Origin of the sequence: Sphingobacterium shayense, from assembly GCF_013179575.1 — a bacterium.
In the GTDB taxonomy this organism is placed as follows: Bacteria; Bacteroidota; Bacteroidia; order Sphingobacteriales; family Sphingobacteriaceae; genus Sphingobacterium; species Sphingobacterium shayense.
In genome coordinates this window covers 1-19,536 of record NZ_JABMCQ010000014.1, presented here as the reverse complement: position 1 = coordinate 19,536, position 19,536 = coordinate 1, and the positions used below count along the sequence as shown (strand labels likewise).

Genomic DNA, 19,536 nt, shown 5'->3' with positions numbered 1-19,536 from the left:
TCTTAGTTGTCCTTTAAACGGTTGTTTTTCAGTTAAAAAAAATCGTTACGGAGAAAGTTGAGCCTTGATCATTCTGTCTACATGATTTATGTCCTTACGAATTTCAATATTTTTATACCCTTTCTTCCTTAATAAATCACATGTATCTGCACCTAAGTGCTGATTGATTTCAAAATATAAAAGACCATTGGGGTTGAGGTGGCAATTCCCAAAATCAGCTATCGTACTATAAAAAACTAACGGGTTGTGTTCTTCTACAAATAACGCAGAATGAGGTTCAAATAGTAGCACATTATTATGCATTTCTGCTTGCTCGCTTGGTGTAATGTATGGAGGGTTACTAACTATAATATCTAAGTTCATTTTGTTTGCGAGTACCGTGTCCCATTCTAATATATCCGTTTCGATAATTTCTATGTTTGATTCGAGTTCTTTTGCGTTCTGGCGACTTATTTTTATGGCTTCCGCAGATACATCCAGTGCGAGGATACGACTTCGAGGGAACCTTTTTTGCAAGGAAATTGCTATGCATCCACTTCCGGTTCCAATATCTAGAATGGTTAAACTTTCTGTGCGCGAGGACTCAAGATCTCTTACGATCCAGTCTACTAATTCCTCGGTTTCAGGTCTTGGAATTAGTGTATACTCATTCACCAAGAACGTGTTTCCATAAAAATCAGCTTTACCGAGGATATATTGGATGGGACGTCCGGTCTTAAGTTGATTAAGGACGTTAATATACTGTTCATATTCCGCGGTGGTTAAATTGTTATTTTTTTCCAGAGCATACCGTACAGCGGGCCGACCTGTGATAGAACAGTATGTCATTCGGCAAAGATGAAGAATTTCGTCTTGCTCATACAAATGATTAAGACTTTGTTCAAATAACTTGCTTACTCCCTTAAGGTTTTCCATGCTACAAACTTACAAAAGGTTAAACACTTTCTAAATTATTCAATTAAGTAGTAGCTTTGTAGCATGAACTATGATGAGAAATATATGCAGCGATGTCTTGATTTAGCGGTTCTGGGAGCGGGATCTGTCAGCCCTAATCCTATGGTCGGAGCTGTCATAGTTTGCGATGGTCGTGTTATTGGTGAAGGATATACCTCTCCATTCGGTGGGCCACATGCCGAAATAAATGCAATAGAAGAGACTTTAAGGAAATTCGGAGACACTGAGGCAAGGTTACTATTTAAATCTTCAACGATCTATGTAAGTTTGGAACCGTGTGCACACCAAGGGAAAACTCCTCCGTGTGCGGACAAGTTAGTTGAATGCGGCTTTAAGAAAGTTGTCATCGGTTGTTTAGATCCGTTCGTGAAGGTAAATGGCAGAGGGGTTGAAAAGCTCCGTTTGGGGGGAATTGAAACACAAGTTGGAGTATTGGAGAAGAAAAGTCAGTTTGTCAACAGAAGATTTTTCACTCGACTTGAACAACAACGTCCGTACGTAATATTAAAATGGGCGGAAACACGCGATGGATATTTTGCTCCCCTGGATGATATCCAACGCTGGATAAGTAATTCGGCTAGCAAGCAGCTTGCACATAAATGGAGAGCGGAAGAAGATAGTATACTAATTGGAACCTCGACAGCGCTTATAGATAATCCTTCGCTCACCACGCGTGCGTGGAAAGGTAAGAACCCTAAACGAATTTTGATCGACAAAGAGCTGAAAGTGCCAGAGGCCGCTGCGGTATTTACAGGTTTGGCCGAAACAATCGTATTTAATTCGCTTCGATCCGATTGGGGGGGTAACAGAAAATTGATCGCCCTAGAAAATTTTGATTTCTATCTTCCACAGACTATTTTGTATCAGTTATATCTTATGGATATTCAATCGATAATAATAGAAGGAGGTATTCAAACATTGCAGTCATTTATCGATGCAGATATTTGGGACGAAGCGCGTGTTTTCGTGTCACCTTTGAGGTGGGGTGTAGGGAGGAAATCACCTTTGTTGCCTACGACTGATTCTATTACTACTAAAGTTGGTAACGACCTGTTACAACGCTATTATAGAAATAAAAGCTAATGTATTTTTGGGCTGTCGAGTAGGTCACACACATATCCTAAAACTTCATGCTCGGTATGCCCGTCCTCGAGCATAGAAAACGTAAGGTATGCAGCATAAATTTCCGCGCTGAAGGTTACATGTTTGTCTTCAATAATGCGATCTATAAAGTCTTCATTGACTTCTATCCCAATATGTTGAAGTTCATTATGTAAATTTGTTGAAATTGTACAGTGCTCCTCACCAGACGCGAAAGCCGCAATTATGTGTAGAATTAACGTATCTAATATTTCGTCTTGTATCGTAGTTGCTTTCTCTCCGTATTCCGATAAATCAATTCTTTTTTTAGCACTATTGACGATTTTATCCCAAATAAGGAATTCTGTTTTAGTGTGCATAATTGTAGAAGTTTATAATGTATCTAAAAATAAGAAATATCAAATGAAAATAAAAGCTCTTTTTGGTTTTTCTGAAGTTGTAGGTTCAAAAGATTAAGAATTTCATGCGATGATATTAGCTTAAACATAAACAGTTGATTTGCGGTTGTGAAGCTTTTACGTTGTATCACATGCGATTCGATTTTACTCAAAAACGGAAGATCGTGACTAAGCCTTAGATATTAACGGATAATCTTTAATGCCATTTATAATGAGAAGGTTAGCGTTCCTTATGTTGCTTTGTGACTTTTTTGTTATAAATAAGTGTCTGATTAACAATTTATTGCGGCCGTAATCTTGAAATGTTTAGATTCTTTTATTAAAGATTCATATCTTTAAGCCACAACTATAAACTATAACTTAACTCAATTTAAACAAACACGATGCAGCACTACAACTTTTTTTACCTAAAAGTATTGAAGAATACTTCCTCGACTGGAATGATTTAACCAGTTCTACAATTATTTATGAATGTGAGATGACGCTGGCCGCTGGCTGCAGAGTCTAATCTAATTTGTCCGTATACGGGTGGAGGCAACATTTATTTGTATTTTTTTTACAAATAAGGTAATTCCTGCATTCTGTTGTACTGAAATATTATAATGGTTTTATGAATGCTAACATCAAAGTATTCCGCTTTAAATCAGTGAATCATGTTTTTGATCCTGTAAACGAAGTAAGAACGCGAACTATCAATTTTCTAAATCTATAAACTCAAATTTATGCGTAACAAACGAAACTACAAGAAAGACCTGAGACGGTTTTTTTGGATGGGAGGATCGGTGTTGGCCTGCTTGAGCTATTCTTTTACTCCGGTAAATGGGTATGCTCATGTGAAAAACGACGTGACTTCAATTTTCCTTAACCAAGAGAAAATTACAGTGAAAGGGATCGTAAAGAGCCAAGCCTCGGGGGATGCTATTGGAGGTGTAACCGTATCGATCGTGGGGCAATCGACTGCAACGACTACTGACAATCGAGGTTACTATGAACTCAAAGATGTCCCTGCTCAAGGACAAATTTCTTACGATATGATTGGTATGCAATCAATCACAGAAAAAGTAGCAGGACGAACGAATATTGATGTCATGCTAATTGACGTTAATGCTAGTATTGATGAAGTTGTCGTCGTTGGGTATGGCACGCAAAAGCGAGAAACAATAACGGGATCTGTTGTCGCAGTAAAAGGTGAAGAATTGCGAAAATCTCCTGCTTTAAACGTTTCTAATAGTATTGCTGGCCGTATTCCTGGTGTGATTGCCACAAACGGCAGTGCCGAGCCTGGATATGACGGTTCAAATATTAAAATTCGGGGAACCAATACGTTAGGAGATAGTTCGCCTTTGGTTGTTATTGATGGTATACCTGCTCGTCAAGGTGGTATAGACCGTATCAATCCTGCGGATATTGAAAATATCTCTGTGCTTAAAGACGCGTCAGCAGCAATCTATGGTGCTCGTGCTGCGAATGGTGTTATTTTGGTAACCACAAAACGAGGAAAGACAGGAAAGCCAAAATTATCCTATAGCTTTAACCAAGGTTTTTCTCAACCTACGATGGTACCCAAACTTGCAGATGCTATGCAGTACGCTGAGATGCGTAATGAGCTTGAGATCTATAAGCTACCGGTAAACGAGTGGCAAGCTGCTCTTCAAGGTTTTAATACCGAAGGAAACTATCGTCGAGAAGGTGGAACGATGCTTAACGCTCCATTCTCACCTGAGGATATTGAGACCTTCGCCAATGGATCTGATCCTTGGGGACATCCGAATACAGATTGGTATGATGCGGCCTTAAAAAATTGGTCGCCTCAACAAAAACATAATTTACAGATTGATGGAGGAACCGAAGACATGCAATATTTATTGTCATTGGGCTACCAGGATCAAGACGCGTTTTATAAGAATTCGGCCACTGGATATAGTCAATATGATTTTAGGATTAATCTTGATGCAAAAATAAGTCCTTATATAAAAACGCAGTTTGGCGTACTTGGACGGCAGGAAGATCGCGAATTCCCAACCAAGCCTGCAGGAACTATATTTCGTATGTTGATGCGAGGTAACCCGACAATGCCGGCGTTCTGGCCGAATGGAAAACCCGGACCTGATATTGAACACGGGGAAAACCCAGTCGTAATTACTACAAATCAGACTGGATATGATCGTGATAAACGTTACTACCTTCAAACGAATGGGCAGGTTGATATCACCAATCCTTGGATAGACGGATTGAAACTATCTTTAAATGCTTCAGTTGATAAGTATATTAAGAAAACGAAACGATGGGAGATTCCGTGGTATTTATATACCTGGCAGGATGAATATGAAGCTGATGGGACTACTCCGAAGTTAGTCGAAGGAATTCGAGGTCCGGCAGACCCACGATTAACGCAAGGGGATGAGGACCAACTAAACATCTTGATGGGGGCAGTTCTAAGTTACGACAAGACAATAGGGGACCACACCTTAAATTTGTTAGCGGGCGTGAACCGAGAAACAATTCGTAATGACTACTTATCGGCATATAGAAGGTATTTTATTTCGCAAAACATTGATTATATGTTTGCTGGAGGAGACCTAGAAAAAGACAATGGGGGGGGCGCGTGGGAACGAGCGCGGTTAAACTACTTTGGACGTGCGGGGTATAATTATAAACAGAAATACATCGCTGAATTTCTTTGGAGATATGACGGATCCTATATGTTTCCCGACGATTCCAGATATGGTTTTTTCCCTGGAGTGATGTTAGGTTACATGGTTTCTAATGAAGACTATTGGAAGGATAATGTGCCATTCATAAATTATTTTAAGATTCGTGCATCCTACGGACAAATGGGTAATGATAACGTCTACTATGACGATGAACTTCAGGAATATCAGTACTTTCTAACGTATGGTTTTGATAGTTATATCATCGGTGGTAATGAAGAAAAGTCTTTAGCGGAATTGCGTGTTCCTAATGAGTTTATTACTTGGGAAGTTGCAAATAATTACAATTTAGGTTTTGATTTTCAGTTTTTTGATGGAAAGATGAATGCTGAAATTGATTTTTTCAAAAATAGCCGTACGAGTATTTTGTGGCGAAGAAATGCGTCTGTCCCAGCAAGTACAGGCATGAGTCTTCCTTCAGAGAATATAGGGAAAGTTGATAACTCGGGATGGGAGTTTAACGTCGGATGGCAGGATAAAGTTGGAGAAGTCGGCTATCGAGTGGCCGTAAATGGCGGTTATGCTAAAAATAAAATTATTTTCTGGGATGAAGCTCCGGGTGCACCAGAATGGCAAAAGAGTACAGGTAATGCTATTAATGCAGGCCTTTACTATATATACGATGGTGTTTTTCGTGACCAGGCAGAAATCGATGCGAATACAATTGATTATACGGATGTTACAGGAAATCTTCGTCCAGGAGACATGAAATATCAAGATTATGATGGTGACGGTAAAATAACGGCCGACGACCGAGTACGACGCAATAAAAATACAGATCCGACTTTCCAAGGCGGGGTCAATTTAGGATTGAATTATAAAAATTTTGATCTGAGTGTGTTGTTTCAGGGGGCAACAGGAGGAGAACTTCGTGTGGGCACGGATGAGTCAGGTGCGATCGGTAACTATTTGGCCGATTTTTATGAAAACCGTTGGACCATTGATAATCCAAGTAGCGAGCACCCCCGTATTACGGATAGAAGTGATCAATACTATTCGAATAATAATACTTATTGGCTACGTAGCACAAACTATATTCGTTTAAAAAATGTTGAGTTGGGATATAACCTTCCTTCTAGCATCTTAGAGAAAGCTAAAATAAGTAACCTACGTTTATATGTAAGTGGAATGAACTTATTGACTTGGAGTAAGAATAAAGTCTACGATCCCGAATCAACGAATCAATTAGGCCAATATTATCCACAGTCACGTTTGATCAATGCAGGAGTAATGGTTTCATTTTAATGATATTGAAGTATGAAAAAGTTAAAATATTTATTATATATAGGGTTGATAACCGGTGGGTTATCTTCCTGTAATGACGATTTTGTCAGCACGAAGCCTCTAGAGGAGGTGCCTGAAGAAGAAGTATGGATTGATGGACCATTGGCACAGGCTTTTGTTTTTGAAATTTATAATGGATTCGGTGTAGGGGGATTTTACGAGCAGCAACTAGCATCTATGACGGACGAGGCGCTGTTTACTCACCCTGGTCGAGGGATTAATACGGTCAACGAGGGTCGAGCAAACGCCGCAGATCCAGGGTATATTATGGATACATATTTGTATGGCCAAATGTATACAAGGATACGGGCGACGAATGTAGCCATCAAAAACCTTCGCGAACCGAAGTTTGACGACGAGGCACTTGCATCGAGATTATTGGGTGAGGCTTATTTTTTGAGGGGCTACTATTATCAACAGTTAGTACGGTTGTATGGCGCAGTTCCGCTAGTGGATGTTGTTTATGAACTTGGAGAAGCAGACTATACAATAGCTCGAAATAGCTATCAGGAGTGTATAGATTTTATTATTGACGATTGCGATTCGGCTGCTATGTTGCTTGATGATATTCCGAGTGTAGACGGAAGGGCTACTGACGTAGCGGCTTTAGCTCTTAAAGCAAGAGTGTTGACATACGCTGCCAGCGATCTTCATGATGTCTCGACTGCAAAAGCAAAATCTCCAGCTATTGCAGGTTTTTCTAATCCCGAATTGCTTGGGTATGAGTCTGGAAGCCGTACTGAGCGTTGGGAGCTTGCGAAAGCGGCAAGTAAAGCTGTATTAGACCATGCTGAGTATGCTTATAAATTGAATCTTACGGCGCCTGTTTCCGCAGCTGAGGGGCAGGCAAATTATCGCGCTATCGCTATGGGGGGAGGCAGTAAAGTTGCTGATGCCAGCGGGAAGCAAGATTTGATATTAGGCCGCTTTTTTATCGATTTAAAAGATGAACGCGGCGGATGGGTCGGACGCGATAATGGGCCGAACGGTTACCATAGCTGGTCTGGAAATACGCCGACGCAATTGCTGGTAGACGATTATGAGATGATTAATGGAAGCAGGTTCGATTGGACGTTGGCCACTCACAAATCTGCGCCATATGAGAATCGTGATCCACGTTTCTATGCATCAATTTTATATGATGGCGCCAATTGGAAGCCACGTGCCGCAGATGTTGCGGGACGTGACCCTAGTAATCAAATTCAGACAGGGCAATATGAGGTTGTGATTGAAGGTAAAAAAGTTATTCAGCCTGGCTTAGACACAAGAAACGGTCCGGTCGAGGATTGGAACGGCTCATATACGGGGTATTATTATAGTAAGTTTGTCGATTCAGATCCTACTATAGAAGATCAGAACACTAGACAAAGTATCCCCTGGCCCATTTTACGTTACACAGAAGCGGTGCTTAATTATGTTGAAGCATGTATTGAGCTAGGCGAAGAAGCTGAAGCAACAGCATGGCTAAATAAAATCAGATTCCGTGCAGGCATGCCAAAGATAACTGATGCCGGAGTAAAACTAAAGGAACGTTATAGAAATGAACGCCGTGTTGAGCTTGCATATGAAGAGCATCGTTATTTTGATGCTCGGCGATGGATGACTGCGCCGGAAACATTAGGCCGGAAAGCAACTATTATTCGTATTGAAGGTAAATTAAAGCCAGGAAAATCTGTTGAAAGGTACAAATACGATAAAAGTAATTATGACTATACATACACTGTAGGTACTATTGACCCAGGAATCGAAAATAGAAATTGGAACGACAAAATGTATTTTTCGCCGTTACACCGCGATGAGCTAAATAGGAATACAAAACTTGTACAAAATCCAGGCTATTAATAGCCTTCGGGCTTAATGCTTTTATTTGGCGGGAGTTTCCAACGATTGGACGCTCCCGCTTTGTTTTTTTTGAGTCCATTGTCGTATATTCGGGTCAGTTCGATTTGATTGAGAAATTTTTAAACTTTAATTTAATGGAAATATCATTAGAAGGACAGACGGCACTTGTGGGTGGCAGTAGCGACGGTATTGGTTTTGCGATTGCAAAAGTGTTGGCAGAATGCGGTGCACAAGTTGTACTGATGGCACGAAATGAAAAGAAACTGCAGTCCGCAATGACTAAACTTGCCGTCGATCACGGGCAGTCCCATAGTTTCATTGTGACAGATTTTAACAACCATCTACAGCATCAGCAGATAATGGAGGCGTATTTTGACGATCATCAGATCGATATCTTAGTCAACAATACCAATGGACCATCTGCAGGTGATGTGTTTTCTAAAGGCACTATAGACTATCAACAGGCATTCGAATTGTTGTTCCAAAATGCTGTATACACTACGAATCTTGCGTTGCCGTCGATGCGGAAAAAGAGCTATGGAAGAATTATCAACGTCTCATCGATGACTGTAAAGGAGCCTAGTGATGCGCTTGTTTTATCAAACACGATGCGTACCGCTTTGGTAAGCTGGGCGAAATCCCTCTCAAATGCTGTGGCAAAAGACGGAATAACGGTAAACTCGATTCTTACCGGGTTTTTTGATACTGAAAGATTGAACAGTTTAATGCGCTTACAGGCGGAACGTACTGGATTGGAGGTTGAAAAAGTAAAAGAACTTAAAATCGCGAACATTCCGGTCGGCCGGCTAGGGGAACCCGAAGAGTATGCCTCGTTAGTGGCATTTTTAGCGTCTTCTTATGCTAATTTTCTTACCGGGACAGCGATTCCACTAGATGGTGGTGCTAGCGTGGGACTGATATAAGTTCTTAAGTATCTACGGGGTAATCGTCTTGTTCATGGATATTCGCCTAAATACTAACCATTCTCCAATTGTTTTTTGTAGAATTTTAGTTGTTCTTGAATATCTTCATCTAATTCCGGATATCTAATGTCCTTATAATTGGATAGTACTTCCCATAAGATTTTCGCAACTAAGTATCTTGATACCTCTTTGTTATCGGAGGGGATGATATACCACGGAGCATTGGGTTTGCTGGTAGCTTGGATAGCTTGTTCGTAATACTCCATATATTGATCCCAAAGTTCACGTTCTTTTAGATCTCCCGGCGAGAATTTCCAGTTATGTTTTTCCTTTTCAAGCCGTCGTAAAAGGCGTTGTTTTTGCTCTTCTTTGCTTAGGTGCAAGTAAAATTTAAATACGATCGTCTTATTTTCTGTCAGATGCTTTTCGAAATTTTTGATTTGCCCGTACCGTAATTTCCAAAAATTAGCCGATATATCGCTGACTTTCTCGATGCCCGGAATATTTTCATTTAATAGGTATTCGGGATGAACCCGAGTAACTAATACGTTTTCATAATGTGTCCTGTTAAATACCCCGAATTTACCTTTTGGGGGAAGATTTACATAGTGGCGCCAAAGATAGTCATGTTGTAATTCTAATGTAGTGGGTGTTTTGAAGCTTTTTACTTCTACTCCGCGTACATTGAACTCCTCAAAAACCTCGCGGATTAGACTATCTTTGCCTGCAGTATCCATACCCTGTAAACATATTAAAACGTTATATCGGTTGTGCGCATACATTACATCCTGTAGTTTCGCCAATTCCTTCCTTAGGTTTTTAAGTTCCTGCTTGGCTAGCGTTTGGTCTATCTCGTCGGTGACATCCGTTGGATAGGCATTAAGTTTGAACGACCTTGTCGCTTTTAATTTCTTTGAATATTTACTCATACGTCGAAGTTTAAATATAGAGCGCATCCTTTTTAAAAGAATCGCTAAAAACTTGATACACCTTATGCTAAATATACCTAATCCTATTGAAAAATCTATGCTTGCTGTTGGGTTATCGGACGTGTTAGGTAAAATGTTCTTTTTTTTCAATTAAAAAAGACACACTCGTTCATACAATAGAATGCGTCATTTCCTCAATACGAAAAGGTTTTTATTATGCTACTTGTAAGATTTCCGCAATCTCCTTGAAGCCTTTTTCAAAAGCTAAGTCAGAGGCCGTAGCGCCCTGATCGGTTTTAATCGTTATATCTGCGCCCATTTCTAACAGTAATATTATAAGCTCAATATTGCCTTGCTGTGCCGCAATATGTAATGGAGTGATACGGGCATTTTGAACGATATTTACTTCAGCACCAGCCTCAATAAGCATCTTACTTATGCTGTCAAATTTTCCTGTTAATGCAGTATGCAACGGATATACCTGAAAACCATTTTGCGAACAAATATTCGGATCTGCGTGTTTTGCGAGCAAGATGCGAACGACTGCCTCTTGTCCAAAATGGGAAGCAATACCTAAAGGTGTAAAGCCGTGAGAAGAAATCTCATCAATTATTTCAGGCTTTTGATGAAGCATTAGCTCTACTTGATCCCCTAATCCAATCGCGCAAGCCTCATGAATTGTGATGGTCGTTAAATGGTTCAAGATAGTCTTTATGACCTGTTCTTTATGGTAGTAACAGGCCAACAACAGTGGAGAAATATCATGACTCGTGTTTTCTCGCAAAAGCGACGAATCGCTTCTAAGTAGTGTTTCTAAATCGTGGTGATTTCCAGTCTCTATATATTCTTCGATCTTGTATAAGCTCATCGTGTGTTCTTTGACGACTACGAATAAACAAAAAAGATACGAAAAATAGATGAATTGTGAGAAACTTTGGGTGTTTATTAACATTTCATACTTCCGGGAGGCTCGTTTGAAGAGATCGGCGATTGATATACTTGCAACGTGACTACATCTCAAAGTATTTAAGCTTGTTTTTACATTAAGTTGTTTAGTTAACTGTTGTTAATGTGGTCTGGATCGAGCGTGTAACTTATGATTCTTCTACATAAGCGGCGGGTCATAAGCTTAATCCTAATGCTGTTGCCTGCAGTTTTGTCAATGCCTGCGTGGGACGATTGGCGATTTTTCGACGATGGTTAAGCGTAGTATTTGTTCTACAAGTTACTAGAAAAACTATTTTGATATTGGTAGATACTAAAGTAAAGGGTACTTTTGTATTGCCCTCCCCAAGGGCATGTTTTTCATAGGTAGATGTAGGGTCGAATATTTATATTCGACCCTTTTTTGTTAGATTTGTTTTAGAATATGGTGCAAAAGAAAAAAGTCGTTGTTGCAATTACTGGAGCCAGTGGTTCAATCTACGCGAAAGTGCTATTGGACAAACTAACGAAGCTATCTGAACAGATAGCTCATGTTGGTATTATAATGTCCGATAATGCGAAAGAGGTTTGGAAGTTTGAATTAGAGACGTCGAGTTTTAATAATTATCCGTTCGATTTTTATAACAAACAAGACTTTATGGCTCCTTTTGCATCCGGATCCGCTAATTACGATACGATGATCGTTTGTCCTTGTTCAATGGGGACCTTAGCGCGTATTGCGCATGGAATATCTTCTGATTTAACGACTCGTGCGGCGGATGTTGTTTTAAAAGAACGACGTAAACTTGTTTTACTTACAAGAGAAACGCCTTTAAGTTCGATACATATACAGAACATGGGATTAGTAACGCAAGCAGGTGGAATTATTTGCCCAGCGAGCCCGTCGTTCTATAGTCAACCTAAAACGATGGAGGATTTAGCTGCAACAGTTATTGATCGCGTACTCTCGCTGTGTGATATCCAAATTGATAGCTATGCCTGGGGAGAATAGTTTGAAAAACATTATTTTTTAAAAGGGGGCTACCAATTTATTTTGTACATTTGTTTTTCAATGAAACAGCTCGCAGTTTTGGATGCACTCACGCCATATTTCATTGGTTTTTCTATCGAAAAAAATCAACATTTTTCCTGCCTTGAGCTGGCTTTACCTTGTATTTTATTTTCCCTAACATACCACATACTTATTTGAATAAATGAAATCTATGAATAATATTTTAATTTCTTCTGCTACTCTTGTATTGCCCGGTCATTCTAAAAACGGGGAGATCGTCGATATTTTAGTTGAAAAGGGAAATATTAGTCGAATAGACAAAAAAATTAAGCATGAAATTGGCAAAGTATATCAAATCGATGCTACCGGTTGTTCGGTAGGCCCTGGATTCTTTGATTTGCATGCTAATTTTGGTGAACCGGGGTTAGAAACGAAAGAAGATATTTCGACAGGAACGGCTGCTGCTGTTGCTGGCGGATTTACTGCTGTTGCGGTGTTTCCGAATACTAATCCGCCAATTCATAGCCGTTCGGAAGTGTCACTTATTGTAAATACGGCGAAAAATAATATCGTCGATGTTTATCCGATTGGAGCGATAAGCCGTAAAACTGAAGGTAAAGAACTCGCTGAACTTTATGATATGCAATCCGTTGGGGCTATTGCGTTCAGCGATGGAAATCATAGCGTGCAGCAGGCAGGTCTAATGGGCCGAGCTTTACTTTATGCAAAGGGATTTGATGGATTAATAATCGCGTTTGCAGAAGATGATTCCATTGCTGCCGATAACCAAATGAACGAGGGGGATGTTAGCACGTATTTGGGGATGAAAGGAGTGCCTAATTTGGCCGAATCATTGATGATTTCTCGTGATTTATTTTTGGCCGAATACAACGAGGCTCCGATACATTTTACCAGTATATCCACGCATGAGGCGGTCGAACTTATAAAAAGGGCAAAATCAAAAGGCATCAAAGTTACCTGTGACGTGGCAGCACATAACTTGGTCTACACAGATCAGGAAGTAATGGGATTTGACAGTCACTTCAAAGTGTCACCTCCCTTACGTACTAAGAAGGATCTTAAAGCGCTGATCAAAGGGTTGAGGGATGGTACGATCGACGCAATAGTATCTCAGCATACGCCCCATGAGATTGAATTTAAAAATGTGGAATTTCAGATTGCAAAATATGGAATAGTTGGGCTACAAACCGCGTTACCGTTTTTAGTGAAAGCGGGATTGACAGATCAAGAAATTGTTCAAAAACTTTCGATAGGACCGCGTCAAGTCGTGGGCAAAGAAGTGCCAACTTGTGAGGCGGGAAGTCCAGCAAACTTAGTTATCTTTGACAGAAACCAGAAGTGGGTATACGATACGAGCACAAATAAGTCAAAATGTGCAAATAGTCCTGTTTTTGGACAAACTTTAATAGGTAAAGTTCGAGCGGTAATTAATCATGGCCAATTGGTCGAAAACTTATAGATTATGGATGTAAAAGTAAAAAAGGCACTTTTTGGTGGTATTAACTCTTATGCACAGTCAGAAAATATTGACGCTGCGGAAATCATTGCAGATTTAACAAAAGCGTTTGAACATGAAGCGTCATTTATGGAAAAGGTGTCGTTACTTGATGCGACGTTTGACGATCACCAAAAGTTCGAAGAATTACGTGAAGTTAGTTTTGACCTACTCATGGTGAATTTTTTTGCCGAAGATGTGCAAAAGTTGGAAGAAGATTATCTTGATTCTCCAGAGTGGGAAGCAATTGAAGAAGAAACAATTGATCGAGGTACCGAACTGTTAAATATATTTTTATATCTTAGAGAATGCGCGGATGATGAGGTAGAACCATCATTGGATGACTATCTTAAAGAATTTTTATTGATCGAGGAGGATGAATTCCAAGATGAGTATGCGATTTATGAACAGGTTATTGCTAATCAAATATTAGTAGACAGTTCTTACGGGGAGATTAGTAAAGTTGCGACAAGTTTATCTTATCAAGATGACCTTAAAGAATTGTTTTATCCGTTGGTCTCATTTTTTAGCGAATTGGATCCTACGGAACAACAGATCGCCGAATTTAAAGCGGCATCTATTAACCCGTCGTTTGACACAGCTATTTACCAAATTATTGTAAACTTTAATAAATAATAAGATGAGTCAAGACTTTAACACTTCATTTCCAAGTCAGGAAGTAAAATCCGAAGGAATTAAATTTGGTATTTATCTCGGTATAATTGCGCTTGTTATTAGTATCGTTTCATTATATGTACTGATGAATAGTACGGATTTTAAGACGAGTTCGATGATCACTGGTGGGTTAACTTTTTTAATCATGATTGGCCTTTCAGCCTATTTCTCTGTTTTGTTACGGCGGGCAGCTGGTGGTTTTTGGAATTTTAGCCAAGCTTTGAAAGGTATATTTGTAATGCTTGCTATTGCTGTCATTATTTCTAGTATCGGCGGGGCAATATTTAACCTAGTGGATCCGGAGCCACAGCAGGTTATTTTTGACAAAACAATTAATATGACGATTGAGACAATGGAGGGGTTGGGGGCGGACGAAGACCTTATTGATAGTCAGATTGCAGAATTAGAACAAACGAGAGATTCATTAAAAGGCTTCTCGATAGGTCAAACAGTAAAAGGCCTTGCCATAAGCTTGATTATGTATTTTGTCTTCGCGTTAATACTTGCCGCGATCCTTAAGCGTGAGCGCCCAGGGTTCTTAAATGTACCAAATGCGTCTAGTGATAACGCAGATGCATTATCGCAAGAGAATCTTTAATTTGAATTAATAGCACTTTAAGTAGGGTATCTCTAACCGAATACCCTCTTTTTTATTTCATATGGATATATCAGTAGTCATTCCTTTATTCAATGAGGAAGAATCTTTGCCAGAGTTAACCGATTGGATCCGTCGTGTCATGCATCAACATAATTTTACCTACGAGATTATTTTGATTGACGATGGGAGTAACGATTCTTCTTGGAACGTTATTGAAAAATTAAAGGAATCTCATTCAGAGATTTCTGCGGTTAAGTTCCGTCGAAATTATGGAAAATCGGCAGCCTTAAACGTAGGATTTGCTGCAGCGGAGGGGGACGTTGTCATTACGATGGATGCCGATCTGCAAGATAGCCCTGACGAAATTCCGGAACTGTATCAGAGAATCGCGAATGGTGCGGATTTAGTCTCCGGTTGGAAGCAGAAACGATACGATCCACCGACAAAAACTATTCCAACAAAACTATTTAATTCGGTGACCCGAAGTATGTCTGGGATCCATAATCTACACGATTTTAACTGTGGTTTGAAAGCCTACAGGAAAGCCGTGGTGAAAAGTGTCGAGGTTTATGGCGAAATGCACAGATACATCCCGGTACTTGCTAAATGGGCGGGATTTACAAATATTCAAGAGCAGGTCGTACAACACTACCCGAGAAAATATGGTACAACTAAGTTTGGTCCGGGGAGATTTATCAAAGGATTCCTAGATCTTTTATCCATTTTTTTTGTTGGGAAATTTGGAAAACGTCCTATGCATTTTTTTGGCGCTATTGGCGTATTAAGCTTCCTTGTAGGTTTTGTAATCACGATTTATCTTATCGTAGAAAAGCTGATCAGTATTGCGCACGGTACAGTTTATAGGAATGTGACGGATCAGCCGTTATTCTATCTGTCGTTGGTAGCTATATTGATTGGGACACAGTTGTTTTTGACCGGTTTTATCGCTGAATTATTGTCACGGAACGCAACTGAACGCAACAAATACCATATTGAGAAGGTGTTATAATATGTTTTTTTCAATTATTGTTCCTCTTTATAACAGACCGCAAGAAATTGACGAAATGCTTGATTCGTTGACGAGGCAAAGCTATACTAATTTTGAAGTGATCGTGATTGAAGATGGTTCAAATATACCTGCGAAGAGTGTTGTTGAAGGATACAAGGACAGGCTAGACATTTGCTATTGCCGTAAAGATAACCAAGGACAGGGTTTCGCCAGAAATGATGGTTTTGCAAGGGCCAAAGGCGATTGGTTCATTGTTTTTGACTCTGACATTATCGTTCCTGAGTGTTATCTAAACCGTGTGCTTCAAGGGATATCTGCGCAAAATTTAGACGCTTACGGCGGGCCTGATGCGGCGCATGAATCATTTACGCCCATTCAGAAAGCTATATCGTACGCTATGACAAGTCCGTTTACCACAGGTGGAATTAGGGGAAATAAAAGTCATGTTGGTGCCTTCCACCCCCGCAGTTTTAACATGGGAATTTCGCGCGAAGTGTATGAAAAAACAGGCGGATTTAAGTTGTCACGACGCTCAGAGGACATAGAATTCAGTATACGGATGATCGAATCTGGTTTTCGCGTTGGACTCATTGCAGATGCATTTGTCTACCATAAGCGACGAGCTACTTTTGTCCAGTTTTTTTACCAAACACAGTCGTTCGGTCGAGGGAGGATCGATATATATCAACTCTTCCCGAATGAATTAAAATTGGTGCACACTTTGCCAGCAGTTTTCGTCATGGGACTTGCTGCGCTATTTTTCTGTGTGGCGATAAATGTTATGTTTAAAGGCCATAATAATATATTTTCTTTTTTAAGCATTTTAGGATGTACGTCGGTCGTTATATATACGTTACTTTTATTTTTACATTCCTTAACGAAAACTAGAAGCCTACGGATCGCGGGGTTGTCTGTTATAGCGGCTTACATTCAATTATGCGCGTATGGAATAGGATTTATTAGCCATTATGTGGAAAAAGTAGTGTTGAAAAAATAGCCTGGATCGTGAGCGATAAAGTAAATAAAGTTTTATATTTTGTCAGAAATTTAAAGACGTGATTGCATTTACACAACATAATTTGGGGAAAATTGAGGATCTTTTTTCGGACCTGGGGTATAAGGTACGGTATGAAAAAGGTTCATTTAGAACAGGCGCATGTGTGCTCCAACACACAAAAGTTATCGTTGTGAACCGATTTTCTAATCTCGAGATTAAAATTCAGTCATTAATTCAACTACTTTTAAGTATGACTATTGATATCAGTAGTTTAGATGAAAAAAAGAAAGAGTTTTATAAGACACTAAATAAGTTAAATGCCTAATCTGAGAATTACATTTTTAGGTACTGGAACTTCTCAAGGTGTCCCAGTGATAGCGTGTGGATGTTCGGTATGTTTATCCGACGATAGGCGCGATAAACGCCTGCGAACATCGATCTTAATACAATATGAAGATTTAAATATTGTTGTTGATACGGGGCCCGATTTTAGATACCAGATGCTCCGTGCGAATGTTCAGCAACTGGATGCTGTACTTGTAACCCATTCGCACAAAGATCACATTGCTGGGATGGATGACGTGCGGGCATTTAATTATCAACAGCAGCAGTCCATACCAATTTATGGGACACAAGAGACTCATGCTGCATTAAAAAGAGAGTTTTATTATGCTTTTGGAGAAATTAAATACCCTGGAGTTCCCCGATTAGAATTACGACAAATTTCCAAAGGAGAGCCATTTCGTATAGGTAATCTGAGCGTGATGCCTATAGAAGTACTTCATTATAAAATGCCGGTTATAGGTTTTCGAATGGGGGATTTTGCCTATATTACTGACGCAAAGACCATTTCATCAGAATCTAAATCACTTTTGAAGGGGGTTCAAATTTTGGTAGTCAATGCACTGCAAGAAGAGCCTCATATTTCTCATTTGACGAGAGACGAGGCTATCGATTTTTCCCAGGAGATTGGAGCGACTACAACTTATTTTACTCATATTAGTCACCGTTTTGGAAAACACGATGAAATTCAAAAACGGCTTCCTGAGGGTATTTTGCTCGCCTATGATGGTCTAATACTCGACATATAACTAGAAATCTTAAAGATTTAAAAACATTTCCTCGGAGATGACTGTTGTTTTAATAGATTTTAATGAAACAACATACATCAATTTGAAAAGTTATGGGAAATATTCTTTATTTAGTTGCCGTTATCCTAGTGATAATTTGGGCCGTGAGTTTTTTCGGCGGATATGCTACAGGTGGTATTATCCACGTGTTATTGGTAATTGCCGTTATAGCTATTCTGTTACGGGTTATTCGAGGTAGCGTTTAATCGCTTAGACATTACATTATTTAAGGCAAAAATAATTGGGCTATCTTTATATCCTCAGGATAGGTGATTTTAATATTTTTATGATCCCCTTGAATTAGATAAATTGGATAGCCTAATTTTTCTACAACTGAAGCGTCATCGGTAAATGAGGGGGATTCTTTCTGTCTGAATGCTTCTTCTAGTATATCACCTCTAAAGGTTTGTGGTGTTTGCACCAGCCACACTAAATCTCTATCGACAGTTTCGTTCAGCGTGGAGCTCCCTTTGCGCACGGAGTCATTACTAGTGACAGCAAGTACAGTCGCACCATTTATTTTTGTTGAATCAAAACACTTGTCGATTAATGCGCTGGTGATTAGTGGGCGCGCAGCATCATGTATTGCAATGTACGCGTTATTGATATTAAGCTCTTCTAGCGATTGGATTTCTTTTAATCCGTTTTGGACACTTTTAAATCTACTTTGTCCCCCGAATACTACGCTATGGGGAACATTGAAATCGTGTATCCCACACAGTTCAGTCCATTTCTCGTTCATCAACTCATTAAGCACTACAATGATTATCGGATTGCTCTTGGAGTTAGCAAATTTTTCTATTGTGTGCATGAGTATCGGCTTGCCATTTAGATTTTGGAGTTGTTTAGGTAGTTCACCGCCCATACGGCTTCCAGTTCCTCCAGCTACAATAATTGCATATTTTTTCATCATCTTCGAAGTTACCATTTTTCCGAGCTAACTGTAACTAACCTGGCTTCCTAGTTCAGGATCATTGACCACAGTTATAGCTCGGCTTATTTTCTCTTTTAACTCATCTACGTGGGAGATAATACCTACGATGCGATTTTCCCGTTGTAAGTATTGAAGTGTTTCGAACACGATATTTATACTGTCGGCATCTTGCGTTCCAAAACCTTCATCTATAAAGAAGAAATTTTTATCGGCTTTGTTTAGCGACTGTATGTTCTCAGCTAGCGCTAGAGCCAAGCATAATGATGCTTGAAAACTTTGTCCCCCTGAAAGGGTTTTTATTGAGCGACGATGGCCGTTGTTAAGAAAGTCAATAACTTCGAATTCATTTTGGTCATTTATTGCAAGGCTTAACCTGTTTTTACTTAGTCGATGGAATCGTATGTTAGCGATCTCACAGAGTCGTTGTAGATGTATGCTTGAAACATAGTTTACAAAGCCAGAACCACGGAATAGGTTTTCGAGTGTAGTGAGGTTACTTTTTCGTGTGTTTAGACGCTCATAGTTTTCTAGTAGTTTTTCTTTTTTAGAAAACTCGGACTGCAATCTAAGGTTTTCTTTGTCTAACGTTGCTGTGAGAC

At 39.6% G+C, this 19,536-nt stretch carries 19 protein-coding genes; 13 read left to right on the top strand and 6 right to left on the bottom strand.

Features of this window, described 5'->3' with window-relative positions; genetic code table 11:
* Positions 1-45: 45 nt before the first annotated feature.
* Complete coding sequence (gene prmC / locus HP439_RS03385; protein ID WP_172388938.1) at positions 46-915, bottom strand: peptide chain release factor N(5)-glutamine methyltransferase; 870 nt, start codon at positions 913-915, stop codon at positions 46-48.
* Between the two features lie 63 nt (positions 916-978).
* Between prmC and ribD the strand changes: the two genes are divergently transcribed.
* Positions 979-2,037 (top strand): bifunctional diaminohydroxyphosphoribosylaminopyrimidine deaminase/5-amino-6-(5-phosphoribosylamino)uracil reductase RibD, encoded by a 1,059-nt coding sequence (ribD, locus tag HP439_RS03380; RefSeq protein WP_172388937.1) that lies wholly within the window; start codon positions 979-981, stop codon positions 2,035-2,037.
* Here ribD and HP439_RS03375 read toward each other — a convergent pair.
* Positions 2,034-2,414, bottom strand: coding sequence for a hypothetical protein (locus HP439_RS03375; protein WP_172388936.1), 381 nt, complete (start codon positions 2,412-2,414; stop codon positions 2,034-2,036). The genes ribD and HP439_RS03375 overlap by 4 nt on opposite strands.
* 761 nt (positions 2,415-3,175) lie before the next feature.
* On the opposite strand from HP439_RS03375, the gene HP439_RS03370 reads away from it, so the two are divergent.
* The 3 genes from HP439_RS03370 (at position 3,176) to HP439_RS03360 (ending at position 9,213) form a co-directional block, all read left to right on the top strand.
* Positions 3,176-6,409: a SusC/RagA family TonB-linked outer membrane protein gene (locus HP439_RS03370; protein ID WP_216657755.1), complete on the top strand. Its 3,234-nt coding sequence runs from the start codon at positions 3,176-3,178 to the stop codon at positions 6,407-6,409.
* A 12-nt stretch (positions 6,410-6,421) separates the two neighbouring features.
* On the top strand, positions 6,422-8,290 hold the full coding sequence (locus tag HP439_RS03365; protein ID WP_172388935.1) for a RagB/SusD family nutrient uptake outer membrane protein: 1,869 nt from the start codon (positions 6,422-6,424) through the stop codon (positions 8,288-8,290).
* 134 nt (positions 8,291-8,424) lie between these two features.
* Positions 8,425-9,213, top strand: a complete 789-nt coding sequence (locus HP439_RS03360) for an SDR family oxidoreductase (protein ID WP_172388934.1) — start codon at positions 8,425-8,427, stop codon at positions 9,211-9,213.
* Between the two features lie 53 nt (positions 9,214-9,266).
* Here HP439_RS03360 and HP439_RS03355 read toward each other — a convergent pair whose 3' ends face one another.
* Positions 9,267-10,142, bottom strand: coding sequence for a PPK2 family polyphosphate kinase (locus HP439_RS03355; RefSeq protein WP_172388933.1), 876 nt, complete (start codon positions 10,140-10,142; stop codon positions 9,267-9,269).
* Between the two features lie 214 nt (positions 10,143-10,356).
* The gene (locus HP439_RS03350; protein ID WP_172388932.1) at positions 10,357-11,010 is read right to left on the bottom strand and encodes an ankyrin repeat domain-containing protein; all 654 of its coding nucleotides are present in this window, start codon (positions 11,008-11,010) and stop codon (positions 10,357-10,359) included.
* Between the two features lie 501 nt (positions 11,011-11,511).
* Here HP439_RS03350 and HP439_RS03345 point away from each other — a divergent pair.
* The 9 genes from HP439_RS03345 to HP439_RS03305 all read left to right on the top strand — a co-directional run bounded on the left by HP439_RS03345 (position 11,512) and on the right by HP439_RS03305 (position 18,209).
* Positions 11,512-12,078, top strand: a complete 567-nt coding sequence (locus HP439_RS03345; protein ID WP_216657753.1) for a UbiX family flavin prenyltransferase — start codon at positions 11,512-11,514, stop codon at positions 12,076-12,078.
* A 211-nt stretch (positions 12,079-12,289) separates the two neighbouring features.
* Positions 12,290-13,558 carry a dihydroorotase gene (locus HP439_RS03340; RefSeq protein WP_172388931.1) on the top strand — a complete coding sequence of 423 codons (1,269 nt, stop codon included), beginning with the start codon at positions 12,290-12,292 and terminating at the stop codon, positions 13,556-13,558.
* A 3-nt stretch (positions 13,559-13,561) separates the two neighbouring features.
* Positions 13,562-14,230: a hypothetical protein gene (locus HP439_RS03335; protein WP_172388930.1), complete on the top strand. Its 669-nt coding sequence runs from the start codon at positions 13,562-13,564 to the stop codon at positions 14,228-14,230.
* A 4-nt stretch (positions 14,231-14,234) separates the two neighbouring features.
* The gene (locus HP439_RS03330) at positions 14,235-14,867 is read left to right on the top strand and encodes a DUF4199 domain-containing protein (RefSeq protein WP_172388929.1); all 633 of its coding nucleotides are present in this window, start codon (positions 14,235-14,237) and stop codon (positions 14,865-14,867) included.
* A gap of 61 nt (positions 14,868-14,928) precedes the next feature.
* Positions 14,929-15,876 (top strand): glycosyltransferase family 2 protein, encoded by a 948-nt coding sequence (locus HP439_RS03325; RefSeq protein WP_172388928.1) that lies wholly within the window; start codon positions 14,929-14,931, stop codon positions 15,874-15,876.
* A gap of 1 nt (position 15,877) precedes the next feature.
* Positions 15,878-16,873 (top strand): glycosyltransferase family 2 protein, encoded by a 996-nt coding sequence (locus HP439_RS03320; RefSeq protein ID WP_172388927.1) that lies wholly within the window; start codon positions 15,878-15,880, stop codon positions 16,871-16,873.
* Between the two features lie 58 nt (positions 16,874-16,931).
* A complete protein-coding gene (locus HP439_RS03315; RefSeq protein ID WP_172388926.1) occupies positions 16,932-17,198 on the top strand; it encodes a hypothetical protein in 267 nt (88 codons plus the stop codon).
* Position 17,199: 1 nt separating this feature from the next.
* Entirely contained in the window at positions 17,200-17,964 is a 765-nt protein-coding gene (locus HP439_RS03310; protein WP_172388965.1) for an MBL fold metallo-hydrolase, read from the top strand.
* A gap of 92 nt (positions 17,965-18,056) precedes the next feature.
* Positions 18,057-18,209 carry a lmo0937 family membrane protein gene (locus tag HP439_RS03305; RefSeq protein ID WP_172388925.1) on the top strand — a complete coding sequence of 51 codons (153 nt, stop codon included), beginning with the start codon at positions 18,057-18,059 and terminating at the stop codon, positions 18,207-18,209.
* Between the two features lie 20 nt (positions 18,210-18,229).
* On the opposite strand, the gene HP439_RS03300 is transcribed toward HP439_RS03305, so the two are convergent.
* Together HP439_RS03300 and HP439_RS03295 are read right to left on the bottom strand one after the other, a co-directional pair.
* The gene (locus HP439_RS03300; protein ID WP_172388924.1) at positions 18,230-18,916 is read right to left on the bottom strand and encodes a 2-C-methyl-D-erythritol 4-phosphate cytidylyltransferase; all 687 of its coding nucleotides are present in this window, start codon (positions 18,914-18,916) and stop codon (positions 18,230-18,232) included.
* 24 nt (positions 18,917-18,940) lie between these two features.
* A partial coding sequence (locus HP439_RS03295) for an SbcC/MukB-like Walker B domain-containing protein (RefSeq protein ID WP_281358166.1) occupies positions 18,941-19,536 on the bottom strand: 596 nt, incomplete at its 5' end.

Bases quoted from the DNA above. Each gene is read 5' to 3' on its own strand.
- prmC (WP_172388938.1), bottom strand. From the start codon at position 915: ATGGAAAACCTTAAGGGAGTAAGCAAGTTATTTGAACAAAGTCTTAAT.
- ribD (WP_172388937.1), top strand. From the start codon at position 979: ATGAACTATGATGAGAAATATATGCAGCGATGTCTTGATTTAGCGGTT.
- HP439_RS03375 (WP_172388936.1), bottom strand. From the start codon at position 2,414: ATGCACACTAAAACAGAATTCCTTATTTGGGATAAAATCGTCAATAGT.
- HP439_RS03370 (WP_216657755.1), top strand. From the start codon at position 3,176: ATGCGTAACAAACGAAACTACAAGAAAGACCTGAGACGGTTTTTTTGG.
- HP439_RS03365 (WP_172388935.1), top strand. From the start codon at position 6,422: ATGAAAAAGTTAAAATATTTATTATATATAGGGTTGATAACCGGTGGG.
- HP439_RS03360 (WP_172388934.1), top strand. From the start codon at position 8,425: ATGGAAATATCATTAGAAGGACAGACGGCACTTGTGGGTGGCAGTAGC.
- HP439_RS03355 (WP_172388933.1), bottom strand. From the start codon at position 10,142: ATGAGTAAATATTCAAAGAAATTAAAAGCGACAAGGTCGTTCAAACTT.
- HP439_RS03350 (WP_172388932.1), bottom strand. From the start codon at position 11,010: ATGAGCTTATACAAGATCGAAGAATATATAGAGACTGGAAATCACCAC.
- HP439_RS03345 (WP_216657753.1), top strand. From the start codon at position 11,512: ATGGTGCAAAAGAAAAAAGTCGTTGTTGCAATTACTGGAGCCAGTGGT.
- HP439_RS03340 (WP_172388931.1), top strand. From the start codon at position 12,290: ATGAATAATATTTTAATTTCTTCTGCTACTCTTGTATTGCCCGGTCAT.
- HP439_RS03335 (WP_172388930.1), top strand. From the start codon at position 13,562: ATGGATGTAAAAGTAAAAAAGGCACTTTTTGGTGGTATTAACTCTTAT.
- HP439_RS03330 (WP_172388929.1), top strand. From the start codon at position 14,235: ATGAGTCAAGACTTTAACACTTCATTTCCAAGTCAGGAAGTAAAATCC.
- HP439_RS03325 (WP_172388928.1), top strand. From the start codon at position 14,929: ATGGATATATCAGTAGTCATTCCTTTATTCAATGAGGAAGAATCTTTG.
- HP439_RS03320 (WP_172388927.1), top strand. From the start codon at position 15,878: ATGTTTTTTTCAATTATTGTTCCTCTTTATAACAGACCGCAAGAAATT.
- HP439_RS03305 (WP_172388925.1), top strand. From the start codon at position 18,057: ATGGGAAATATTCTTTATTTAGTTGCCGTTATCCTAGTGATAATTTGG.
- HP439_RS03300 (WP_172388924.1), bottom strand. From the start codon at position 18,916: ATGATGAAAAAATATGCAATTATTGTAGCTGGAGGAACTGGAAGCCGT.